This is a genomic window from Thermofilum pendens Hrk 5, from assembly GCF_000015225.1.
GTDB classification, from domain to species: domain Archaea; phylum Thermoproteota; class Thermoprotei; order Thermofilales; family Thermofilaceae; genus Thermofilum; species Thermofilum pendens.
In genome coordinates this window covers 152,398-173,758 of record NC_008698.1, presented here as the reverse complement: position 1 = coordinate 173,758, position 21,361 = coordinate 152,398, and the positions used below count along the sequence as shown (strand labels likewise).

Below are 21,361 nucleotides of genomic sequence, written 5' to 3'. Positions count from 1 at the left end.
TTTTTCCCTAGCCTTCGAGGATAGCTTCTTCTTCGAAGCTCACCGGGTTGACCTTTACGAGCCCTAGCATCAAGGTCTCGTCGCCACTCGGAGCCGCAGTGCTCAACACTCTTAGGGCTTTCCTCTGGGGGTACACCCCGGTCACTATCCCAACCCCTTTAAGGTACTTTTCCCTGTTCCTGATACCCACGAGTGTGTGTAGAAATTCGAAGCCAGTCAGTAGCTTCACCTGGCGTGAGCCGTAGATAGCCTTGAGGAGGGATGCGGCTTGCTCGTCTACGCTCCTCTCGGTGAAGAATGCTACGTGGTCGCCGGACTTCTCCGCGTACACAACTCTCACACCGAGCAACTCCTCAACGCGTCTGCGCTCATCCTCCGGGAGCTCGCTTCCCGTGAAAACCGTGGAGTAGAGTACTCCCTTTGAGAAGTCGTACTCGTACTCCTTTGCGCCCTCGAAGAACTTCCTGTACATCACTTTCCTGTACTCACGCCTGTCGATCCTCCCTCTAAGCCTGACGGCTTTGGGCGCCTCCACCTGGACTACCTCGAAAAGCCTTCCAAGTGTGTTAACTATGTGCAAGCACTCGTCCCCCCTCGACACTACAACCACGACGTCGGGCTCCAGCGCCATCGCTTTGAAGAGCTTTAGCTCCCTGCCGCCTTGCTCGCTGACCCATCCAGTCGTATCTACGACAACCCTGCGGACACCCATCCTGGTCTCGGCAACCTCTACCATCAGCCGTACTCCCACGACGTGCCTGTGCAGAAGCCCGGACGGCGTAACGCTCCCAACGAAGAAGCCGTCCACGAATTCTGCTTCTCCGAGGGATACCAGCGGGGACGCCACGACCCCCAAGCCTATAGTCGCGGGAGGACCTATGCTCTTCTGCCCCAGATCCGCGTCGACGATGCCAACCCTCTCTCCAGCTTGGCTTAGCCTATTCGCCAAGAACGTTACGAAAGACGTTTTTCCGGAGTCGACTCCGCCTACCACCATCACTCTCCTAGCTCCCAGGCTCCCTATTCTCTCCGCGGCGGCCTCCCAGCTCTGGGGTACAGTGTTACCCTTTACGTACGAGAACTTTCCACTCTCTACTTCTACCTCCGAGTCTCTAAGCGCGTAGAGAGGGATCGCTCGGAAAGGGTCGACCTTGTACTCCTTACCGCTTTCTAGCGTTGCGCCGAAAGTGACCACTTCTCCGTTGAGAACCCTGAAGGCGGCGTCCCCCTCTACAATCAGCGTGTAGTCGGCAGGGATGGAAACCCTGGGCATACTCACCACCGGTCCGTCTCGCTTAGACAAGAATGTAGCGTTAAGCTCTTAAGCATCGCGCCGGGGTTCTCTCATAGCTATGCAGGCAACCTGCTTCGAGGTTCGCGGGCTGAGCATACGGTTGGCGCAGTGCGACATTACGGAGGCAGACACTGAGGCAATAGTGAACGCCGCAAACAGCTACCTTAAGCACGGAGGCGGCGTCGCTCTGGCTATAGTGAGGAAAGGGGGCGACGTTATTCAGCGTGAAAGCGATGAATGGGTTAAAAGGTACGGCCCGGTCCCCGAAGGGGAAGTCGCGGTTACGGGTGCCGGGAAGCTTAAAGCGAAGTACGTGATCCACGCAGTGGGACCGAAGTACGGCGACCCCCTAGGAGACGAGAAGCTAGCAAGAGCGATCTCCAACTCGTTGCTTAAAGCAGAGGAGCTGGGCCTGAAGAGCATAGCCTTGCCTGCAATCTCGACCGGCGTCTTCGGGTACCCGTACCGCAGATGCGCAGAGATAATGGCCGACGTATTCCTGGCAACTGCGGGTAAGCTGAAAAGCCTGAGAACAGTTCTAGTCTGTCTCTGGGGGTCCGAGGCGTACGAGGCTTTCCGCAGCGTATTCCTCGAAAAACTACGAGACTATATCTCGTCCTGCCCGTAAACCTTCGCCTGCCTGCCGGCGAAAATCCACGAGATAAAGAGCGCAGCGAAGACCACGACGTAGAGTAGGAGCCTCGTCTCGCTGACAGCCTTCAACTCCATGGTGATAATCTCCCTGACTATGAATATCAGCGCCGCCTCGAGTACAATTATAACCGATATCCTCTTCTCCACTATACCGCCTACAAGCGTCCGCATAAGGTCTATCGAGACAATCATTAAGAGGGACTCGTCGAGGAAGGTCACAAAGTGTTGTCTGTCGAACGTCGCCGTGACCGCTATTTTCACCGCCTCAGAGGCGAGCTTGTACAGCGATAAGAGAACGGCAACGCCGAGTATGATCGCGATAGCGAGCTCCAGCACTGTAATGAAAAGCTGGGACCACCTAGCCACCCGTCTCTCCATGGTAACCCTAAATCTCGTTATGTGTAGCTGCTGTTAAATTAATTTCGCATGTGAAATACTGACATTGTTTTGTCTAAAAAATATGTATCGAAATTTTTATATTTACTTGATAAGACAGGTAGTTGGAGGTTTGCATTCAAGTGTAGCGGTGTGTAGAGACCATGAAGGTTACAGCTCTAGCGGTACTCTTGCCAGGATCTTGTCGCGGTAAATGCTCTAACTGCATGTGGGCCCGGTGGGATAGCAGTGAGCTAAGCCTAGAGGTTATAAGGGCATTTCTGGCTATGCTCAGAGAAACGGGTGTCGAGGTAGAAAGCGCTGTAGTGCTATGCCCCGACGTAACTGAGAAGGGCTGGGGTATCGAGCTTTTAAAGGCTCTGTTTAATAGCTTCGGAAAAAAACTCAGGGTGTTTGTTCCCTGGAATTCCCTGGGAAAGTTTACAAAGCTAGCCTTCGAGAATGGGCTGGAGAAAATAGAGATACTTTGCCTTGTGGATCACCCGGCACGCTTCCAGGAAGTTGAAGGTAAGATAATAGAGGCGCTTTCCCTGGGCTTTAATGTTTTACTCGGTACCGTATGCGATGACGAAGAATGTTTGAAGAACTCCTTGTACATGGTTGATAAAGCGTACCGGCTAGGAATACCTTTCTATGTCCTTCTGCCATGCGAAGAGGGCTCTGACACCAGTTCTTGCCCTGTGGATCTGGGTAAGGCTGTATTTTCGCTCCGAGAGGGCGTGCTTCTCGTGAAGGGCTACAACTATAACGGCTATATCGTTAGAGTTGCGTCCTTATCCCCGGAGCCCTTCTCAACGCTGGTCGTGAGGCCAGGGAATATTCTATCTTCCTCGCTCAGCGGGGAGGGCTTTAACCTCCGTGAGGCAGTAGAAAGTAGCGAGAAATTTTTCTTAGTGCTTAGAACCCTGCTGAAGGGCGACTATGCGGAGGCTTACAGCCTCCGGGAGCTGGGAGTAACCGTGGAGCCGCGCATAGTGCTAAGTGTAAACGGTGTACCCTTAGGCGAGGAGGAGTTGCTGGCTCTGGCCTTGCTTTGCTATACAAAGTCCCTCAGTGCGGTTTCGAGGCTCCTAGGAGCACGCCCACAGAACATCTACGCAAAGCTTACAAGGAAAGAATCAATGATAGGAGTAAGGCTTGTGGAGTGTAGGCGCGGCGGAGCGGAACACGGCAAAACCAGCGTAAACAACTTTGGAAAAGCTCTCGCGAGAAGATACATAGATATAAAGCGCAGGCTTTCAAACAGTGTCTGCGAACATTCCAAGAAAGGAACTGTAATACTTCTAGCTCAGGGCTCCTCTAGTGACACACATGTTAATGTTCGCGTAGCGCTTGAAGAGGCATCGTTTAAACCGCTTGAGGTAATACTAGTGCTCAGCAAAGACTCAGACGTCATGGTTACGGATGCGGCGCTATGCTCCTTCCCGGAGGGTTTCATAGTGCTAAAAGATCATTTTGGAAAAGGGGTTCTAACGCAGGTTCTAACTGGAGCCCTCTTCGCGAGCACTGAAAAGCTATGCGTAACTCCTCTGAGAAACCCGCTACCTATTCCTGAAATCGTTGCTTCTCTTGAAGAAACCCCGGTAAACGGAGTAAAGGGCTACTATATAGATTCCTCGGACTTTATAATAGCAGGTGGCAGGCAGATCCTGGTAAAGCGCGTACTGGAGCTTGCAGAAAAAGGAGTCTTCAGAGCCGATGGTTTACCGCAACTACTCGCAAAAGCATAAAGAATAAAAAAAAGAGTAGAGTTTTACTTTAATGGCTTCAGAGCCTTGTATACTATAAAGGGTAGTAGAGCGTAGTAAATACCTGTGATCACTGCCGGTATGAGAGCCATACCCGCGTTCGTCAGGTTTATGCCTGCACTAAGCCCTAAAGCTTTCTCTACGGCTACGGCGATAGCTCCGGGGACAGCGACTTCGAGTACATGGTGCACGATGCCCGCCAAGAGTAGTATCTCGGCGGCGTACTTGAGCGCGTCGGTGGGCGTAGCTTCGCCGTACTTACTGCCCTTAACCATTCCTACGTACCAGTAAACCAGCGCTATGAAGACAAAGCCTCCTACAAGGTTACCGTAAGTCACCGGGAGTAGGTTGTTGAAGAAGAAGTCATAGTATGTTATTATGTACTGCTTGAGGGCGAGCGGGGAGGCGAATATAGCGGCAGGTATTAGGAACATGTTGGCAATGCTGTGCTCGAAGCCTATGGTTACGAAGGTGAATATCGGGAACCATATCAGGAAGGCTTGTCCCATGAAATCTCCCTTTTTAGACCTCAGCCAGAGCCATATCGCAAGGTTTACTAGGAAGTTGCATCCCACGCCGCGCCAGAAAGCCTCCCAGGGCGAGAGGTTAACTTTCGCCCAAACTACGGAGATCAGTTCGTCGCGGAACGGTGAGGCCAGGAGTAGCGTCGAGCCGTAAGTGGCGAGGAACGCTAGGAATACGCTACCCACCCAGTTGCCTCCGTACGCGGTAACCCAGTTGTAGATTAGCGCTTTCAGCTTGAGCTTCTTCTGCATGTAGCCCAGCGGTATTACGTTCGCGCACCCGGTCCAGAGCTCCGCCCCGCCGATGCACACAGCGATTAAGCCTACAGGGAACACGGCGCCCAGCAGGAACTTCATCATTGCTGAGGGGTTGAGGGGCCACGCTACGTTGAAAGGCTCAGTGACAAGCTTATGAGTGGCGGCGTCGAAGCCCGTAACCTTCGTTGTCCAGAACGCAGAGGAAACAGTGACTGCCAGCCAGAAGCCTATCCCAATGAATATACCCGCCATTATGCCCATCAGGAATAGGCGGCCCGGGGGCTGAAAGGCCTTTACGACCGCTGCGCTTGCCGCGGCGTCAACGGTTTCGTCAACCCCAGCGTATGGGGTGAATTTCTCTTCGGTTGCCATAGCACTATTTACTGGATTTAATGTCTAAAGTTTCCTCCGACTACCTACTTTGCTTAAACGGAAGTGGCAAGAGGTTTAGCAGTGTCCCTCGCCGTTTTAACGTCGTGTTGAAACGAAGCTTATTTCGACAGGCGTTGAACGATTAAACCCGTAAAAGGGGTTGTTACATGGGCCGAAAGGTCAAAGTAATATGCCCTTACTGCGGGGTTGGATGCGGCTTCTACATCTCCGTAGATGACTATGGCAACCCCGTAGGCATAGAGCATATGCCCGAACACCCGGTCAACAGGGGGAAGCTATGCCCCAAGGGGCGGTCTGCGCTCGACGTCCTACGCGCACCCGACCGCTTAACGAAGCCCCTCAAGCGGACTGAGAGCGGAGAGTTCAAGGAAATCTCCTGGAGCGACGCCATAAGGGAGGTTGCAGAGAACCTTAACAACGTGAGAAAGGAGTACGGTCCCCAAGCGGTGGGTTTCCTCGCCTCGGCTAGGGTCTTCAATGAAGAGAACTACGCGATGCAGAAGCTGGCAAGGGTATTCGGAACGAACAACATCGACCACTGCGCGAGACTGTGTCATGCCCCCTCGCTTGCAGGCCTCTCGGCCACTGTAGGGGCTGGCGCGATGACTGCGCCCTTCGAGGACATAGCAGCCTCTAACTTCATCCTGATCTGGGGCTACAACCCCGCCGAGACGCACCCCATACTCATGGGTCAGTACATACTGAAGGCGAAGGAGAAGGGAGCGAAAATAGCGGTCGTGGATACCCGTTGCACCCGGACAGCCTGGCACGCAGACTACTTCATACCTATCAAGCCCGGCACGGACCTGGCGGTTATCTACGCCATGATAAACGTGATCATACAGGAAAAGCTCTATGACGAGAAGTTCGTGAAGGAAAGGGTTGAGAGATTCGACGATCTCGCGCGCTTCGTCTCGAAGTACACGCCGGAGTACGCCGAGTCCGTGAGCGGGGCTCCGGCGCACCTCATAAGGCAGGTTGCCAGGGAATTCGCCAAGGCGGGTAAGGCGTCGATATGCTGGTGCATGGGTATCACGCAGCACACTAAAGGTACTAACAATGTCATAGGACTAGCCACTCTTGCCGCGATCTGCGGGTACTACGGCAAGGAGGGCTGCGCGGTCGCCCCGGTTAGGGGTCAGAACAACGTACAGGGAGCCTGCGACATGGGCGCTCTTCCCGTCTTTCTACCAGGCTATGCTAGGGTCATTGATGCGGAGAAAAGAAAGAAGGTCGCGTCGGCGTGGGGGCTGGACGATCTCCCAGCTGAGCCTGGCTACACGGTGATCGAGATGTCGTATGCAGCGGAGCAAGGAAAGCTAAAGGCTATGTACATAATGGGGGAGAACCCCCTGATCAGCGACGCCAACGCGAACCACGTTAGGAAGGCCTTAGAGCACTTAGACTTCCTGGTAGTCCAGGACATCTTCCTCACGGAGACGGCACAACTGGCCGACATCGTGTTGCCGTCGGCGTGCTGGGCCGAGAAGGAAGGCTCCTTCACGAACACCGAGAGAAGGGTTCAGTGGAGCTTTAAGGCCGTAGAGCCTCCAGGCGAAGCTAAGCCGGACTGGGTTATAATCACCGAGATTGCTAAGGCCCTAGGGCTGGAGCGTTTCTTCCCGTATACGCGCGTGGAGGACATCACGGCCGAGATAAACAAGGTTGTCCCTCAGTACGCCGGGATAACGGCCGAGAGGCTGAAGAACAGTATCGGCGGCATTCTCTGGCCGTGCCCCTCGCCCGACCACCCGGGCACTGCGAGGCTACACGTCGAGAAGTTCGCCACGCCAAGCGGCAAGTTCAATACGCAGACACCCGAGTACACTGACCCGGCAGAGAAGCCCGACGAGCAGTACCCGCTCATTCTCACAACGTTCAGGTACGTCGGGCAGTACCACACGGCGACGATGACCCACAGGAGCGTGCACTTAAGGAAAAGGTGGCCAGAGCCCGTGGCGGAGATCCACCCGGAGACCGCCAGGAAGTACGGCGTGAGGGACGGGGGACTTATAAAGATAATCACGCGGCGCGGCGAGTACACGTGCAGAGTTAAAGTCACGAACCTAATAGCGAAGGATGTAGTAGCTGTGCCGTGGCACTTCGGGGCAAACGTACTCACGAACGACGCCTTGGATCCCGTGGCTAAAATCCCGGAGACGAAAGTTTGTGCCTGTAAAGTTGTACCTGTGGAGGAGAGGTGATGGGGTGTGGCGGCTGGAAGAAACCCGGTAGTTGAGGAGAAGGATCCCGCTATCGAGAAGCTAGTGTGCATATACCCTGAGCGATGCATCGGTTGTAGAGCCTGCGAGGTGGCCTGCGAGATAGAGCACGGTGGCAAGTCCTTTATCGACGTATACCTAATAGAGGAGGCCAGGATGTGCGTACCGCTGAACTGCAGACACTGCGAGGAGGCTCCCTGCATGGCCGTCTGCCCGGTGAAGGCAATCAAGAGGGACGCCGAAGGAGCTGTAATCGTAGACTCCCTTAGGTGCATTGGGTGTAGGCTCTGCGTTCTCGCATGCCCATTCGGCATACCCACGGTCGACAAGGAGCTGAAGATAATGGTGAAGTGCGACATGTGTGCCGAGCGGAGGGCACGCGGATTGGAGCCTGCGTGCGTAGCGACATGCCCGGCCGACGCACTCGTGTACGAAAGCGTAGAAGAGTACCAGCGCGCGAAACGCGCCGCCACAGCTTTGAAGATAGCTGGAAGCGGAAGGGAATCCGAGATTAAAGGAATAATTGTATAATCAGGGTAGTGGTATGTTGCAGGGAAATATTTTTCTTTTTTTAGGTTCCATTGCCCTGTACGTAGTGTCAATCGTTCTCTCGCTTATACTAAGGTCGAAGCCTAAGGAGAACATACGTCTCACTTATGCGCTAACAGCCTTAGCGTCACTTCTACTGATGCTGTACTCTTTGGACGCGCTTTTAAGCCCCGGAGCCCCGGTGATTGTGGAAGGGATCAGGGTACCGGGGCTCCAGGATCAGTTCGGCGCGCATGGCTTCTTCGCGCTCTACGTAGACAAGCTCTCCGCATTCCTGCTTTTAGTGATATCGTTCGTTGCACTCTACTCGTCTATATTCTCCATCGGGTACTCGGAGATGTACGCAGGAGAGTACAGCATTTCGTACTTAACGTTTTTCTACGCTCTCTTCGTGCTCTCAATGGTTCTGGTGGTAACAGCTAACGACGCTCTCTCCTTCTACCTCTCCTGGGAGTTAATGACTCTTTCATCGTACATGCTGGTGGGCTATGAGCACCGTAGCGAGGAAAGTAGGGATGCAGCCAAGACTTACTTTATTATTGCACACGCGGGAGGGGCCTGCATTCTCTTATCGTACGCGCTGCTGTACTTCATCAAGGGCTCGCTTTCCTTCGATGCCTTTAGGGAGGGAGGCGTGCCTCCAGGCATAGCATCGCTGATATTCCTGCTTGCCCTGGTAGGCTTCGGCTCGAAAGCTGGCATAGTGCCGTTGCACGCGTGGCTCCCCCAGGCGCACCCGGCAGCTCCGAGCAACGTCTCGGCGTTGCTAAGCGGAGTCATGCTAAAAGTAGCGGTTTACGGCTTAATCAGGGTTGTCTTCGATTTCCTCAAACCATCCGGGGTCGAGGGAGGCTTGTGGGGGTGCGCCGTGATGATCATAGCTGCTTTCTCGACGATAATTGGAGTACAGTTCGCGGTCGTACAGCACGACCTTAAAAGGTTACTGGCATACCACAGTATTGAGAACATAGGGATAATATTGCTGGGCGTAGGAGCTTCGCTAATACTCTATTCCGAGGGTCTTAAGGACGTTGCAGCATTAGCGCTCACAGCCGCGCTGTACCACCTACTGAACCACGCGGTGTTCAAGTCCCTGCTCTTCCTAGGATCGGGCTCCGTGCTTAAGAGCTGTAGGACTAGAAACTTCGAGCTACTAGGAGGGTTGTCGAAATATCTTCCCTGGACCTCTGTGACTTTCCTAATAGCCGCGATGGCAATCGCAGGAGTGCCGCCTCTCAACGGTTTTGCCAGCGAGTGGTTAACCTATCAGTCGCTCCTCGCAGTCGTGAAGGAAGCCGCAGGCAAGGCTCCCTGGGTCTCCCTCGCAGCTCTCTTCTCAGCCCTCATGCTGGGCCTTGCCGGCGCGCTCGCTGTGCTCTGTTTCACCAAGGTCTATGGTGTAACATTCCTGGGCCCGTTAGGGCGTGTGAAGCCCAAGGGAGGAGAGTCTCTCACAATGAAAATCGGAATGGCTATCCCGGCGGCGGCATGCATAGTGCTGGGCGTAGCTATGCCCTACGTAGCCGTCTTCGTGGATAAAGCATCGAGGCAGATCACAGGAGCGCCGGCACCGCTTGCCGCACCAAGCCCGCTGAGCCTAGTCTTAGAGTCCAACTTGTTACGTGGCGAGGTATCCTTGCCCGGCTTAGCCGCGGCTCTCGTAATCTTGGTAGCTGCCGCTGGACTGGCGCTCGGGCTCAGAAGGCTGAAAATCACCAGGACGCCGCCATGGGTAAGCGGTGTGGAGTATGAGCCAGAAGCCATGAAGCCTACGGCGACCGCGTATGCCTCCCAGGTGAGAGGGCTCTTTGCGCGCCTCTACGGGGTGACCGTTAAGGAGCATAGAGAATACAGCGTCCCACCGATATATACGCGAAAGCTCAGCTACGAAGTTGAGATGCGCCCGAAGATCGAGGCGTATGCCTACGTAAAGGTGGAGGGACCGCCCACCACAACCCAGGGTACGCTGGCTCGCCTAGCCACCCTCCTCGAGAACTCTCTCTATGCTCCCTTCGCAAAACCGATTGCAGGGATCCTAGAAGCGAGACCTGCCTACAAGGAGAAGGTTACCTACGCCCCACTCGCCAAGCTCGCTCTCAAGCTCGGGCTGCTCGTTAGAAAGGTTCAGGCCGGAGCTCTGCATATTTACATGTTCTACATACTCGTGATGGTAGTTTTACTCCTGGTTCTGGGGGTGGTTTTACCATGATACCCCTGCAAATTTTGGTGGGTGTCGTCCAGGGGGTCTGCCTAGTACTCCTGGCGCCACTAGCCTATGGCATACAAAGAAAGATAATCGCCAGGCTACAGTTACGTAAAGGTCCACCCGTGATACAGCCCTACAGAGACCTGCTAAAGTTGTGGTCAAAGGACAAGCTCTCAGTCCCCGAGGTTAGCTCCTGGATCTACATGGCTACACCGCTGCTCTACCTAGCGATAACAGTAGTCATTGCCATGAGCATCCCAGTGTTTGTAAACATGGGCATCCCTCTAGCCGACATCTTCCTCCTAATCTACTCTCTCGCTCTCGCAAGATTCGTACTCTCAATAGCCAGCCTTGATACAGGCTCGCCGCTGGCCGCAGCCGGAGCATGGCGCGAGAATGCTGCAGCCGTAGTCATAGAGGTACCCATGCTCTTCGCGGCGCTCCTACCGGCTCTGGAGGGTGGCTCCTCAAGCCTTTATGCCGTAGTGAGTCACACGTGCCTGCGCTGGGAGACGTTTATCGCGAGGCCTTCCTACATCGTTGCGGCCTTGGCCTTCTTCGTGTGCATGCTGGCAGAGGCGGGAGTACTTCCGTTCGACGTAGCCGAGGCTGAACAGGAAATACAGGAGGGCTTGCTTCAAGAGTACTCGGGGAGGCAGCTCGCTCTTATGCAACTATCCATGATGGTGAAGAGGGCAGTGCTCTTCACACTCTTCGTTGATATTTTCCTGCCTTACGGCGTAGCATTGACACTTGAACCTCTCGGAATCTTAGTCGGTGTAGCAAGCTACCTGATCAAGCTCTTGGCACTTGTTACTATAGCCGCGTTGGTGATCGCTGGGAACGCCAGGTATAAGGTTGTGGAACTTCACAAGAATTTATCACTCGTCTTCGTTCTCGTGGTATGCGCAACTATATTCTACCTTATGGGGTGGTGAAAAATGCTCGGTTTGGAGAAGAGTATAGGAGCTTGTGCGGCGTTAATGGTGCTAACAGCGAGCTACATTAACGAGGAGCGGAATCTAAGGAGGGCGACCTATGCCTACTGCGTTCAGACGCTTTTGCTGGCCTCGATATTTTTCATGCTTTCAACAGTTGAGTGGTACTTTGCACTGTGGGGCCTCACCGCCATACTAACAAAGGCCGTCCTAGTTCCCTACTTCATACTTAGAACCACGAAGCGTGTCGATGCCGTTGTCGAGGAGGAGCCGTACCTCGGCGGGTGGGCGAGCCATATACTCCTGGGCGCGCTAATAGCCATAGGATTCGCCATTGGCACGAGAATAGTCTCCGGCTGGGAGAGCGTACCCCTCTCGGTCTCCGTTGCGCTGTTCCTGATAGGCTTACACCTCATGGTTACACGTAGGGACGCGTTAAAGCAAATCCTAGGGATATGCCACTTCGAGAACGGCTCGCACCTTACGCTGGCAGTTATGGCCCCAGGTCTGCCAGAAACAGTCGAAGTCGGCGTATTGACGGACGCGGTTCTACTTGTGCTCGTATGTTGCCTGCTTGCAGAGGAGATGAAGAAAGTTGTTGGAACACTCGATACCGGGAGGCTTTCGTTACTAAGGTACTGAGGTGGTGGGATTATGGAGGCATACCTCCTCGTATTGTTTGCGGCTCCTCTCTGCGCTTCAGCGTTTACTGCTCTACTTAGAAACGCCAGAGTAGGGGAGATTCTCACAGTGGTCTCGACGCTCCTCCTCTCCGCGGTTTCATGTCTACTCATGGTTGAAACGTCGACGGGCAGAAAGTTCCTGCTCCTGGGCGACGAGTTCATTGTAGACTCGCTGACCTCGCTAATGCTGGTCGTTATCTCATTCGTGTCACTAATGGTATCGCTGTACTCGCCGAAATACCTAGCCTACGAGGTTGAACGCGGAGTCGTTGCACGCGAGAAAGTAGTCCTCTTCTACGTCCTGCTCAACGCCTTTATCTTCACAATGATTCTAGTAGTGACAACGAACAATATCGCGATAATGTGGGTTGCATTGGAGGCCACGACGATAGCGACGGCACACCTTGTCGCTACTTACCGCACGGCGGAGGCCATCGAGGCTTCGTGGAAGTACATTATTCTGTGCTCGACGGGTATAGCCTTCGGGCTTTACGGTGTGGTCACACTCTACTACACAGCCTACTTAGCCGGCATCCCTGCCCCGCTCCTCTGGACAAGCCTAGTCGACCATGCAAAGATGCTTGAAGCACACTCGACTATGGTAAAAATAGCCTTTACGCTTGCGCTTGTAGGCTTCGGCACGAAAGCCGGGCTAGCTCCCTTCCATACTTGGCTCCCGGATACCTACTCCGAAGCCCCGCCGTACGTGTCAGCACTTCTGGCCAGCATACTGGAGGGTTGCGCGATATACACTCTGGTGAGGTTCTACAGTGTCTCAGTGCTGGCCGGGGTGGGAGCTTTTGCTCAAACTGTACTGCTAGTAGTAGGTATAGCCTCACTTTTCATCTCCTCGTTGCACATGCTCGCTGTGACCGACGTTAACAGGCTTTTCGCACTTTCGAGCGTAGAGCACATGGGTATCATTGCCTGCGCACTGGGGTTTGGCGGCTACTTGGGCGCTCTAGCCGCTGTTTTCCACGTAGTAAACCATGCGCTCGTGAAGTCTGCCCTCTTCCTTTCCTCGGGCCTCGTAACGCTGTCTTACGGCACGCGGAAAATAGAGGGGATAAGAGGCATGATGAGGTCCTACCCTGCGCTCGGCGCCCTAGTGCTAGCCGGCGCATACGCGATCATAGGGGGTCCTCCCTTCGGAACATTCCAGTCGGAGCTCCTGGCGATAATGGCTGGAGTGAAGTCCGGGAATCCTTTCGCCCTGGTGCTCTTCCTCGCAGCGATAGTGGTGGCTTTCGCCGCGCTGCTCGTTAGTTGCACAAACATGGTCTTCGGGGAGCCAGCATCGAGCACAGAGAAGTATCCACACATACTGAAAGCTCCTATAACCATTCTGCTACTGCTCTCGTTGCTCCTGGGCGTATATATACCCGAGCCTTTACGTTCATGCCTTGAGAATGCCGGTAGGAGTATTGTAGGGGGTGGTGTGCCATGATTTCTCCAGTCGAGTTGTTTGTAATAGGCCTAGCCGCCTACCTAGCGGCAGCAGTCCTTGCGCTACTCTTTGACTCAAAGCCAAAGCTTGCCAACGTGGTGTCGATGGCTTCCTCGGCGATAGCATCCGTTGCCGTCGCCTGTGCAAGCGCGATAGTCATGGAGACAGGGAAGCCTGTGGTCCTGGGTCCTTACAGGGTGGTAGTAGCCGAAGCCCCCCTAACGGTATACATAGACTCTCTCTCGGCGTCCTTCGTCTTCGCTGTGGCGACCCTAACCTTCGCTATCTCGATATTCTCCGTAGGCTACCTCAAGATGTTCTACGGTGAGAGGAGCATAGGCTATTTCGGCACTTTCTACAATGCCTTCATCTTCTCAATGATAATGACGTGTTGCACGGACAACGTACTCTGGTTCCTGTTCTTCTGGGAGCTCATGACTGCGAGCTCGTACTTCCTGGTCATATACGAGGACACGCCGGACGTGAGAAGGATTGGCTACCTCTACTTCATACTCATGCACGTAGGCTTTGCGTGCATAGCAGTATCGCTTGTACTTACAGTTCTGACCTCAGGTTCGTGGAGCCTGCTTAAGGTGGATCCTCACACGATCGAGCCCGGCGTGAAGACAGCAATACTCGCTTTGGCATTGATCGGCTTCGGCATGAAGCTCGGTCTTGTACCTCTCCACGTGTGGCTTCCCGAGGCACACCCAGCGGCTCCGAGCAATGTCTCGGCGTTGCTAAGCGGAGTTATGCTTTCGATGGGGCTCTACGGGCTTACGAGAATCAGCCTGGCGCTACAGGCGAACATGGAATGGTGGTACTCGGCGATCGCCATCCTTGCCGTGCTGAGTGTAGCAGTAGGGGTGCTGTGCATGCCTGCACAAATGGACTTTAAGCGATTACTCGCCTACTCGAGCATCGTGGAGATGGGGCTAGCATCGCTGTCGCTATCCTACTATCTAGCCGGGTCGCAACTAGGTCTAAAGGCTATGCTAATGCACGTGGTGAACCAGGCCTACGCAAAGGGAGCCCTCTTCGCGTTGAGCGGTCTACTGCTCTACTGCGCAGGTACAAAGAGGCTGAGCGATATTAGGGGGCTGTGGGATGCAAACCCACTTGTAGCAGCAGTACTGCTTGCGGCGGCACTCGACATAATGGGCCTACCGCCCTTTGGTTGCTTCTTCAGCAAGGCATACATCGTGCTTTCGGGCTTTAACCCGGCTCTGGGACTATGGGCGCCCTTAGCTGCCTCTGCCTCTCTAGCGATCGAAGTGGTGTGCTTCGCCTGGTTCTTAAGGGTAGTACAGCACGCCGTAATGGGGGAGCCCTCGGAGGCTATGCAGAAGCTTCGAGGGAAGAGTCCGCGGGCCATGCTTGCAGGACTACTGGTACTGGTATTGTTATGCGTGGTTTCCGGGTTTGTTTCCCTCTACCTAATAGGGGGTGTGAGAATATGAACAATGGGATGGAGAGACTAGAGGAAAAGATCAGAAAGGAAATCGGAGGGCTGTTACTAGGAGTTGAGAAACCTTATCCCGATCAGCTATACCTATACGTCGAGAGGACGAAGCTCCCAGAAGTCTGCTCGTACGTTTACTACGAGCTGGGAGGCTTCCTCTCTACCATGGCCGGAAGTGACGAGAGGAGCCTGCACGGAGCGTATAGACTCTACTACGTTTTCTCCATAGAGGAGGGTTACGAAGATGGCAAGAAACCGTGGGTTGTGGTAGTAACGAATATACCGCCCCACGATACGAAGTTCTCCTCAGTAACGCCCAAGATTCCCGCGGCTTCCTGGTACGAGAGGGAGGTGAGAGACCTCTTAGGGCTAGTTCCCGAGAACCATCCGGATCCGCGCAGACTGGTATTGCCCGACGACTGGCCCGAGGGTGTTCATCCTCTTAGAAAGGAGTTCACGTACACGGAGAGGCCTCCTAGCGTAGCTAGAAAGTGCGAGTTTAGACCGAGCGTAGAAGGAGAAGGCATAATGCAAGTGCCTATAGGCCCCGTACACGCCGTTGCCGACGAGCCCGGGCAGTTCAGAGTGTTCCTTGATGGAGAGAAGGTAGTCGACGTCGACTACAGGATGTTCTACGTCCACCGCGGCATTGAAAAACTCGCGGAGAGCAGGCTGACCTACAACCAAGTACCGTTCATCGCGGAGAGAATATGTGGCATATGCGGGTATGCTCATTCGTGCGCGTACTGCCAGGCAGTCGAGCAGGCGCTAGGCATAGAGGTTCCAGAGAGGGCATTGTACATAAGGACGCTCATGCTGGAGGTGGAGAGGCTGCACAGCCACCTGCTGAACTTAGGCCTAGCATGCCACCTCGCGGGCTTCGACTGGGGCTTCATGGCCTTCTTCAAGGCTAGAGAGAAAGTAATGTACATGGCAGAGCTCCTCACGGGCGGCAGGAAGACTTACGGTATGAACGTGGTCGGGGGCGTGAGAAGGGACATAACCGAGGACAGAGCGAAGAAGGCCCTCGAAATCCTGAAGGAAGTGGAAAAGGAGTATAAGGCTGTCCTAGACGCTGTTCTCAGCACGTCTACGCTTGTAAGCCGCGCAAAGGACGTTGGAGTACTGCCTAGGGACGTCGCAAGAAAGGTCAGCGTGGTTGGACCGGTTGCCCGCGGCTCTTCGATAAAGAGGGACACGAGGAAGGATCACCCCTACGCCGCGTACAGCGAGGTGGACTTTAAGGTCCCAGTGCACAGCGAGGGAGACGTCCTCGCGAGACTCAGCGTAAGAGCCGAGGAAACTTTCGAAACCATAAGTATCATTAGGCAGGTGCTTGAGAACATGCCGGGAGGACCTATACAAGCCGAGGTGAAGGAGTACAGACCTTACGCCAGGGGACTGGGCTACGTTGAAGCTCCGAGAGGTGAAGACGTGCACTTTGTCATAACCGGCCCGCACAGCAAGGTTTACAGGTGGAGGGTGAGAGCCTCAACGTACAATAACTGGCCGGCAATACCCTACATGTGCCGAGGCTATACGCTGGCAGATCTCCCGTTGATAATTGGGAGCATTGACCCCTGCTATAGTTGTACGGAGAGAGTGATCGTTGTGGACGTAAAGAGTGGGAGGACCCGCGTTTTTCCGTACGAGTATTTGGTTTCTCTCTCTCGTAAAGGTGGTAAGCCATGGGCATAAGGCAGATCCTAAAAATAGCCCTAAGGGAAGGAGTAGCAACGCTTGAGTACCCGTTTAAGCCGGAGGAGGCTCCCGAGGACTTTCGAGGAAAGCCGGAGATAGACCCGAGCATATGCATGGGTTGCGGAGCTTGTGCTAACGTGTGCCCACCGGACGCTATAACCTGCGTGGATGACCTTGAGAGAGGACTGAGAACTTGGAAGATATTCTACGGAAGGTGTATCTTCTGCGGGAGATGCGAAGAGGCATGCCCGCTTTCAGCGATAAGGCAGAGCAAGGAGTACGAACTTGCCTCGAAGACTCGCGAGGACTTGGAGGTAGTCGTAGAGACGCCATTGGCGAGGTGTAGCACGTGCGGAAAGTACTTCCCTGTGACAGAGAGGGAAGTTGCGCAGGCCGCTCAGATACTGGCGGAAGCGAAGACTCTGCCTCGCTCGGTGCTAGAGCTCCTGGAGAACGGCGTGGAGTGCCCCGAGTGTAAGCGTAGGAGAACCGTGCTATCTATAGTGAAGTCCGCAAGACCGGGTGTAAAGCCTCTGAGTGTTACTGGGGAAGAGGGTGGGAGGCATGAGTAGGTTGGCTAAGCAGAAGGCTTACGACGCCCTGAAGAGGTCGGTCTACCTACTTAGAGTCGACTCGGGCTCCTGCAACGGTTGCGACATAGAGGTGTTCGACGCCCTGACCCCCTATTTTGACGTTGAAAGGCTCGGTGTAAAGCTCGTACTTTCACCTAGGATGGCGGATGTCATACTGGTCACAGGCCCTGTCACTAGGCAGTTCCTACCCGTGCTCAAAGCAACATACGAAGCTGCGCCCAAGCCCTGTGTAGTTGTTGCGTGCGGGGCTTGCGCCTGCGGCGGCGGAATATGGTACGACACCTACGGGACTGCAGGCGGGGTCGACAAAGTGATTCCCGTCGACGTGTATATTCCCGGTTGCCCGCCCAGGCCTCACGCAATACTGCACGGGGTGGCTGTTGCCCTCGATATCCTAGAGCAGAAGGTGAAGAGATCGGAAACGAAGGCTGATGCAGAGAGCTTTAAACCCGCGCTTCCGAGCCTCGAGGGCGCCATTAACAGCTGGGAGCTTTACAGGGCCTTGAAGCTAGAGCTCTACAAGCACCTCGGGTACAGGATCGGCTACAGAGTTTTATGCGACCTGTTAAGGATCTCTAAGGGGAGCAAGGACCTAGACGACTTCGCCGCAAAAGCCGAGAAAGCGGTCTCCGAGAAGTACCACGACGCCCGAATAACCGAGGCAGTTAGGCTCTCATGCCTAAAACTCAAAGAGGTGGTAGGAAGGTGATAAGCGTAGTTCCTCTTCTACTCGTAATCTCAATAGCCGCCCCCCTACTCCTAGGAGTGTTTGCCTTCACGAGGAGAAAGGCCTTCGAAGTAGCGGTAGCAGGCTCCCTGGTCGCTCTAGCAGGCGTAGTGTGCAACGCTGCTCTCTACCTCTCTAGCCAGATGAGACCTTCCCAGTACGTACTCGCATACTACAACGGCTTAGCGCTTGGCTTCGTCAATGATTCCCTGAGTGTTTTGGTAAGCCTGATGGTAGCTCTTAACGGTCTGGCCACGATTGTTTTCTCGAAGCACTACATGTCCCCGTCGAACAGAGAACACCCGGTAAGCCTCGAGGAAACCCCGAGGTACTACGGTTGGCTCCTTCTCTTCGAGGCATCAGCTCTAGGCTTTGTCTACTCGTCGACCCTTTTGTCGATGGTGGCTTTCTTTGAGCTTACAAGCCTGTGCTCGTACGCACTGATAAGCTACTACGAGGACCCAGAGTCCAGGAGATCAGGCCTGCAAGCCTTCATCGTAACACACATCGCCGCGCTTGGTCTATACCTCGCGGCCGGCTTGACCTATGCGAGCACGGGGAGCGTCGAGGTGGTAGCACTCAAAGGGATGCCCGAGGAGCTGAAGACCATAGCCGAGCTCCTCCTGCTGGTAGCGGCGGCCGGAAAGTCGGCCCAGATACCCTTCCATAGGTGGTTGCCGGACGCCATGGTTGCGCCTACACCTGTTTCCGCCTACCTACATGCGGCGGCAATGGTCAAGCTAGGAGCCTACCTAATGCTTAGAGTGCTCGTCGACGCGGGATACACGCATACAGTCGCGCTCGCATGCCTAGCTGTGGGTGTGGTCTCCATGGCTTACGGGTGTGCGATGTACTTCCCGCAACTGGACATGAAAAGATTACTGGCTTACTCGACGATAACCCAGCTCTCCTACATATTCATGGGAGCAGGCTTGGCCTCTCTTGGTTCAGCAATGGCCTTAAAGGGAGCAGAACTCCACATATTTACCCACGGCTTCGCCAAGGAACTGTTCTTCCTAGTAGCCGGGCTGATATCGTTCTCCGCAGGCACCAGGATGCTCGACAAGATAAGCGGGTTGAGAGCGGCAAGAACCGCAGCTGTAGGCTTTACCGTGGCGGCGCTATCCGTGACGGGCGTACCGCCCTTCGGACTTTTCTGGAGCAAGATCCTGCTCATACTAGGAGGCTACTCCGCCGGTAGCATTGTTGCAGCTATCATCGCTACGGCGATGCTCTGCGAGTCCATAGTGTGTTTCGCCTGGTTCCTCAGAGTATTCACGAAATGCGTTGGAGGCGAGCCCTCGGATGCCGTGAAAAGCATGCAAAGAGAGCCTACAACAATGAAGATGACAGTGTACTTCCTGGCCTTAATGTCGTTGCTCGCACCGTTCCTGGCTACGCCATTCCTGTAAACTAAAACATTTTTATTTTTTATTTTATTTTTGACTGGGTGAAGAAGGCATGAGCGTACAGGTGGTCGAGGTCTACGTGTTTGTTGAGAGATCAGCGCTTCTAGATGAGAAAAGTTTCACAGCAATTGATGACTTCATGATAAAGGTGTTGCATGAAGAGTCTATGTACGATGTACTGGAAAAGGCTGGGGAACTGCCGCTTGACAGAGTAAAGCTCCTTCTCAGAGAAGAGGATTTGAGAAAGCTAACGGCATACGGCGAGCTAGCTCTTAGAGGAGAGGCTTCCAGGAAAATTTTGGAAACACTTCAGTGGAGTGACGCTTCCGGTGAAGGCTACGTCGTGTTGGTACTAAAGAAACAGAATGATGGGGGCTTCTTTAACGAGTGCCCGAGTAGGTCGACGCGATGAAACTAGACATAGCCATACTGGCTGGAGGCTCTGGGAAGAGGCTCGGCGGTGTCTACAAGCCAGTCGTAGAGGTCTGCGGTAAGCCGGCGGTAGTGCTTCTGGCGGAGAACTTGGGCGAAGCAGCGTCCTCTCTCATCCTGGTCGTGCACGACTCGGTCCAGAAAAGAGTTCTCGAGGATGTTCTTGCACGCTACCCGGTCGCTACCCGTTACAGGGTGTTGCTCGACGAGGTGCCGGTAAGGGCGCCGCTAGCAGGGCTCTACACTGCTCTTAGAAACTCGCGGAGCGAGTTTCTAGGCGTAGCCCCTGCAGATACCCCGTTCCTGCGTGGATCCTCGCTCTTGAAGCTGAGGAGCCTTGCCGAGGGCTACGACGGCGCAGTACCGGTGTGGCCTAACGGCTACGTAGAGCCTCTGATAGCCGTCTACAGGGTTCCGAGAGTCCTCACGGCAGTAGCCTCTGCCCTCAGCTCGGGTAGGCTTAGGGTTATGGATGCGCTCGGAAAACTGAACGTCAGGCTCATTCCAATCGGCGAAGTCTTCGCTGATCCCGAGAGGGAGACGTTCAACCTGAATAGGCCGGAGGATTACGAGAAAGCTAGGAAGCTTTGTGGGAGCGTCTAACCCCTTCAGGGGAACGGCTCTTCGATCAGAGCCTTCAACAGCTCTACTGTGGCGTCTACATCCTTCTTCAAGGCCAGGGAGGCTGGCGAGTGAATGTACCTTACGGGCACGGAGACTGCGCTGACAGCGGCGCCGTGAACGGCGAAGCTCCCAGCGTCCGTCCCGCTATAGGGGGATATCTGCACCTGGTACGGAATGGACTTCGACTCCGCTAGCGCCTTGATGTGCTTGTAAAGCTCCATGCTTGCTATCATCGATTTATCCATCAAGCGTACGGCGGGACCTCTGCCCAGCCTGGTGACAACCTTCTCTGGAGGAGTTCCCGGGGTATCGTTAGCAATGGTTCCCTCGACGGCTACGGCGAAATTCGGCTCTAGAGCCTTCGCGAGCGCGGAGGATCCCCTCAGCCCGACCTCCTCCTGCACTGTGAACGCTACGACGACGCTACCCTTCTTCGGAGTAGCCCCGCTTCTCAGGGCCTCCAGCAACGCGTAGCACCCGACGCGGTCGTCGAGCGCCTTGCTTATCACTGCATCGCCTCTCTCCTTGAAGTTCCCCGCGAAGGTTACAGGCGAACCAACGTCCACACCCTTGGAGCGCGCCTCCTCCCGGGACAAGACTCCTATATCTATGAAAATCTCCTCCACTGTTAGCTCCTTCTGGGTAGCCCCCCGTAGATGCGGAGGAGTAGCCCCTATAACCCCCTCGACAAGCCCCTCATCCGTCAGCACGACCACCTCCTGACCGGGAAGCCCCTCCGCGACTACCCCGCCTAGCGGGGCTACCCTCAAGAACCCGTCCTCCGTTACGTGCGTGACTATAAAGCCTACCTCGTCCATATGCGCCGCTAAAACCAGGCTCGGCCTACCCTCTCCGAGCACCACGTACAGGTTTCCAAGGGAGTCCGTTACAGGCTCGTAGCCCAGCTCTTCAAGCTCCTCCGCGATTATCTCTCGAACTCTATTCTCGAAGCCGCTAGGCGCCGGGGCGTTAGCCAACTTTGACAACAGGCTAGTTTCGACCACGGCAGAGGAGCCCGGTGTCTACATATAAAAGTAACGTCTCTCGATGCTTAAAGTCGATATTTTCGGTTAAAAATAACGAGTAGCTTAAATACTTCTC

The 21,361-nt window shown here is 54.6% G+C and carries 19 protein-coding genes; 15 read left to right on the top strand and 4 right to left on the bottom strand.

Annotation, left to right across the window (positions count from 1 at the left end; genetic code table 11):
• Positions 1 to 7: 7 nt before the first annotated feature.
• Positions 8 to 1,273, bottom strand: a complete 1,266-nt coding sequence (locus tag TPEN_RS00970) for a Clp1/GlmU family protein (RefSeq protein WP_011751870.1) — start codon at positions 1,271 to 1,273, stop codon at positions 8 to 10.
• A 79-nt stretch (positions 1,274 to 1,352) separates the two neighbouring features.
• Here TPEN_RS00970 and TPEN_RS00965 point away from each other — a divergent pair, with 79 nt between their 5' ends.
• Positions 1,353 to 1,922 (top strand): ADP-ribose-binding protein, encoded by a 570-nt coding sequence (locus TPEN_RS00965; RefSeq protein WP_011751869.1) that lies wholly within the window; start codon positions 1,353 to 1,355, stop codon positions 1,920 to 1,922.
• Here TPEN_RS00965 and TPEN_RS00960 read toward each other — a convergent pair.
• Positions 1,901 to 2,326 carry a phosphate-starvation-inducible PsiE family protein gene (locus tag TPEN_RS00960; RefSeq protein WP_011751868.1) on the bottom strand — a complete coding sequence of 142 codons (426 nt, stop codon included), beginning with the start codon at positions 2,324 to 2,326 and terminating at the stop codon, positions 1,901 to 1,903. The two genes, TPEN_RS00965 and TPEN_RS00960, sit on opposite strands and share 22 nt — an antisense overlap.
• 284 nt (positions 2,327 to 2,610) lie before the next feature.
• Between TPEN_RS00960 and TPEN_RS00955 the strand changes: the two genes are divergently transcribed.
• The gene (locus tag TPEN_RS00955; protein ID WP_052884987.1) at positions 2,611 to 4,074 is read left to right on the top strand and encodes a hypothetical protein; all 1,464 of its coding nucleotides are present in this window, start codon (positions 2,611 to 2,613) and stop codon (positions 4,072 to 4,074) included.
• A 23-nt stretch (positions 4,075 to 4,097) separates the two neighbouring features.
• On the opposite strand, the gene TPEN_RS00950 is transcribed toward TPEN_RS00955, so the two are convergent.
• Positions 4,098 to 5,246, bottom strand: coding sequence for a formate/nitrite transporter family protein (locus TPEN_RS00950; protein ID WP_011751866.1), 1,149 nt, complete (start codon positions 5,244 to 5,246; stop codon positions 4,098 to 4,100).
• A 167-nt stretch (positions 5,247 to 5,413) separates the two neighbouring features.
• On the opposite strand from TPEN_RS00950, the gene fdhF reads away from it, so the two are divergent.
• From fdhF to TPEN_RS00885, 13 genes are all read left to right on the top strand, one after another.
• The gene (gene fdhF / locus TPEN_RS00945) at positions 5,414 to 7,471 is read left to right on the top strand and encodes a formate dehydrogenase subunit alpha (protein WP_011751865.1); all 2,058 of its coding nucleotides are present in this window, start codon (positions 5,414 to 5,416) and stop codon (positions 7,469 to 7,471) included.
• Positions 7,472 to 7,477: 6 nt separating this feature from the next.
• Complete coding sequence (locus tag TPEN_RS00940) at positions 7,478 to 8,020, top strand: 4Fe-4S dicluster domain-containing protein (RefSeq protein WP_011751864.1); 543 nt, start codon at positions 7,478 to 7,480, stop codon at positions 8,018 to 8,020.
• A gap of 64 nt (positions 8,021 to 8,084) precedes the next feature.
• Positions 8,085 to 10,247, top strand: a complete 2,163-nt coding sequence (locus tag TPEN_RS00935) for a proton-conducting transporter transmembrane domain-containing protein (RefSeq protein WP_052884986.1) — start codon at positions 8,085 to 8,087, stop codon at positions 10,245 to 10,247.
• The gene (locus TPEN_RS00930) at positions 10,244 to 11,182 is read left to right on the top strand and encodes a respiratory chain complex I subunit 1 family protein (RefSeq protein ID WP_011751862.1); all 939 of its coding nucleotides are present in this window, start codon (positions 10,244 to 10,246) and stop codon (positions 11,180 to 11,182) included. Before TPEN_RS00935 ends, TPEN_RS00930 begins: the two co-directional genes overlap by 4 nt.
• 3 nt (positions 11,183 to 11,185) lie before the next feature.
• Positions 11,186 to 11,824 (top strand): hydrogenase 4 membrane subunit, encoded by a 639-nt coding sequence (hyfE, locus tag TPEN_RS00925; protein WP_011751861.1) that lies wholly within the window; start codon positions 11,186 to 11,188, stop codon positions 11,822 to 11,824.
• 12 nt (positions 11,825 to 11,836) lie between these two features.
• A complete protein-coding gene (locus TPEN_RS00920; RefSeq protein ID WP_011751860.1) occupies positions 11,837 to 13,312 on the top strand; it encodes a proton-conducting transporter transmembrane domain-containing protein in 1,476 nt (491 codons plus the stop codon).
• Positions 13,309 to 14,772 (top strand): complex I subunit 5 family protein, encoded by a 1,464-nt coding sequence (locus tag TPEN_RS00915; protein WP_011751859.1) that lies wholly within the window; start codon positions 13,309 to 13,311, stop codon positions 14,770 to 14,772. The genes TPEN_RS00920 and TPEN_RS00915 overlap by 4 nt, the downstream gene beginning before the upstream one ends.
• Positions 14,769 to 16,472 (top strand): hydrogenase large subunit, encoded by a 1,704-nt coding sequence (locus tag TPEN_RS00910; RefSeq protein ID WP_011751858.1) that lies wholly within the window; start codon positions 14,769 to 14,771, stop codon positions 16,470 to 16,472. Before TPEN_RS00915 ends, TPEN_RS00910 begins: the two co-directional genes overlap by 4 nt.
• A complete protein-coding gene (locus TPEN_RS00905; protein WP_011751857.1) occupies positions 16,463 to 17,047 on the top strand; it encodes a 4Fe-4S dicluster domain-containing protein in 585 nt (194 codons plus the stop codon). The genes TPEN_RS00910 and TPEN_RS00905 overlap by 10 nt, the downstream gene beginning before the upstream one ends.
• Positions 17,040 to 17,777 carry an NADH-quinone oxidoreductase subunit B family protein gene (locus TPEN_RS00900; protein WP_011751856.1) on the top strand — a complete coding sequence of 246 codons (738 nt, stop codon included), beginning with the start codon at positions 17,040 to 17,042 and terminating at the stop codon, positions 17,775 to 17,777. Before TPEN_RS00905 ends, TPEN_RS00900 begins: the two co-directional genes overlap by 8 nt.
• Positions 17,774 to 19,207, top strand: a complete 1,434-nt coding sequence (locus TPEN_RS00895; protein ID WP_052884985.1) for a hydrogenase 4 subunit D — start codon at positions 17,774 to 17,776, stop codon at positions 19,205 to 19,207. The genes TPEN_RS00900 and TPEN_RS00895 overlap by 4 nt, the downstream gene beginning before the upstream one ends.
• 49 nt (positions 19,208 to 19,256) lie before the next feature.
• Positions 19,257 to 19,616 (top strand): hypothetical protein, encoded by a 360-nt coding sequence (locus TPEN_RS00890; RefSeq protein ID WP_011751854.1) that lies wholly within the window; start codon positions 19,257 to 19,259, stop codon positions 19,614 to 19,616.
• Positions 19,613 to 20,239, top strand: coding sequence for a molybdenum cofactor guanylyltransferase (locus TPEN_RS00885; protein ID WP_011751853.1), 627 nt, complete (start codon positions 19,613 to 19,615; stop codon positions 20,237 to 20,239). The genes TPEN_RS00890 and TPEN_RS00885 overlap by 4 nt, the downstream gene beginning before the upstream one ends.
• Positions 20,240 to 20,244: 5 nt before the next feature.
• Here TPEN_RS00885 and TPEN_RS00880 read toward each other — a convergent pair whose 3' ends face one another.
• A complete protein-coding gene (locus TPEN_RS00880; protein ID WP_011751852.1) occupies positions 20,245 to 21,264 on the bottom strand; it encodes a M42 family metallopeptidase in 1,020 nt (339 codons plus the stop codon).
• Positions 21,265 to 21,361 lie beyond the last annotated feature (97 nt).

Coding starts and splice junctions, on each gene's coding strand:
- TPEN_RS00970 (WP_011751870.1), bottom strand. CDS start 1,273: ATGCCCAGGGTTTCCATCCCTGCCGACTACACGCTGATTGTAGAGGGG.
- TPEN_RS00965 (WP_011751869.1), top strand. CDS start 1,353: ATGCAGGCAACCTGCTTCGAGGTTCGCGGGCTGAGCATACGGTTGGCG.
- TPEN_RS00960 (WP_011751868.1), bottom strand. CDS start 2,326: ATGGAGAGACGGGTGGCTAGGTGGTCCCAGCTTTTCATTACAGTGCTG.
- TPEN_RS00955 (WP_052884987.1), top strand. CDS start 2,611: ATGCTCAGAGAAACGGGTGTCGAGGTAGAAAGCGCTGTAGTGCTATGC.
- TPEN_RS00950 (WP_011751866.1), bottom strand. CDS start 5,246: ATGGCAACCGAAGAGAAATTCACCCCATACGCTGGGGTTGACGAAACC.
- fdhF (WP_011751865.1), top strand. CDS start 5,414: ATGGGCCGAAAGGTCAAAGTAATATGCCCTTACTGCGGGGTTGGATGC.
- TPEN_RS00930 (WP_011751862.1), top strand. CDS start 10,244: ATGATACCCCTGCAAATTTTGGTGGGTGTCGTCCAGGGGGTCTGCCTA.
- hyfE (WP_011751861.1), top strand. CDS start 11,186: ATGCTCGGTTTGGAGAAGAGTATAGGAGCTTGTGCGGCGTTAATGGTG.
- TPEN_RS00920 (WP_011751860.1), top strand. CDS start 11,837: ATGGAGGCATACCTCCTCGTATTGTTTGCGGCTCCTCTCTGCGCTTCA.
- TPEN_RS00915 (WP_011751859.1), top strand. CDS start 13,309: ATGATTTCTCCAGTCGAGTTGTTTGTAATAGGCCTAGCCGCCTACCTA.
- TPEN_RS00910 (WP_011751858.1), top strand. CDS start 14,769: ATGAACAATGGGATGGAGAGACTAGAGGAAAAGATCAGAAAGGAAATC.
- TPEN_RS00905 (WP_011751857.1), top strand. CDS start 16,463: ATGGGCATAAGGCAGATCCTAAAAATAGCCCTAAGGGAAGGAGTAGCA.
- TPEN_RS00900 (WP_011751856.1), top strand. CDS start 17,040: ATGAGTAGGTTGGCTAAGCAGAAGGCTTACGACGCCCTGAAGAGGTCG.
- TPEN_RS00890 (WP_011751854.1), top strand. CDS start 19,257: ATGAGCGTACAGGTGGTCGAGGTCTACGTGTTTGTTGAGAGATCAGCG.
- TPEN_RS00885 (WP_011751853.1), top strand. CDS start 19,613: ATGAAACTAGACATAGCCATACTGGCTGGAGGCTCTGGGAAGAGGCTC.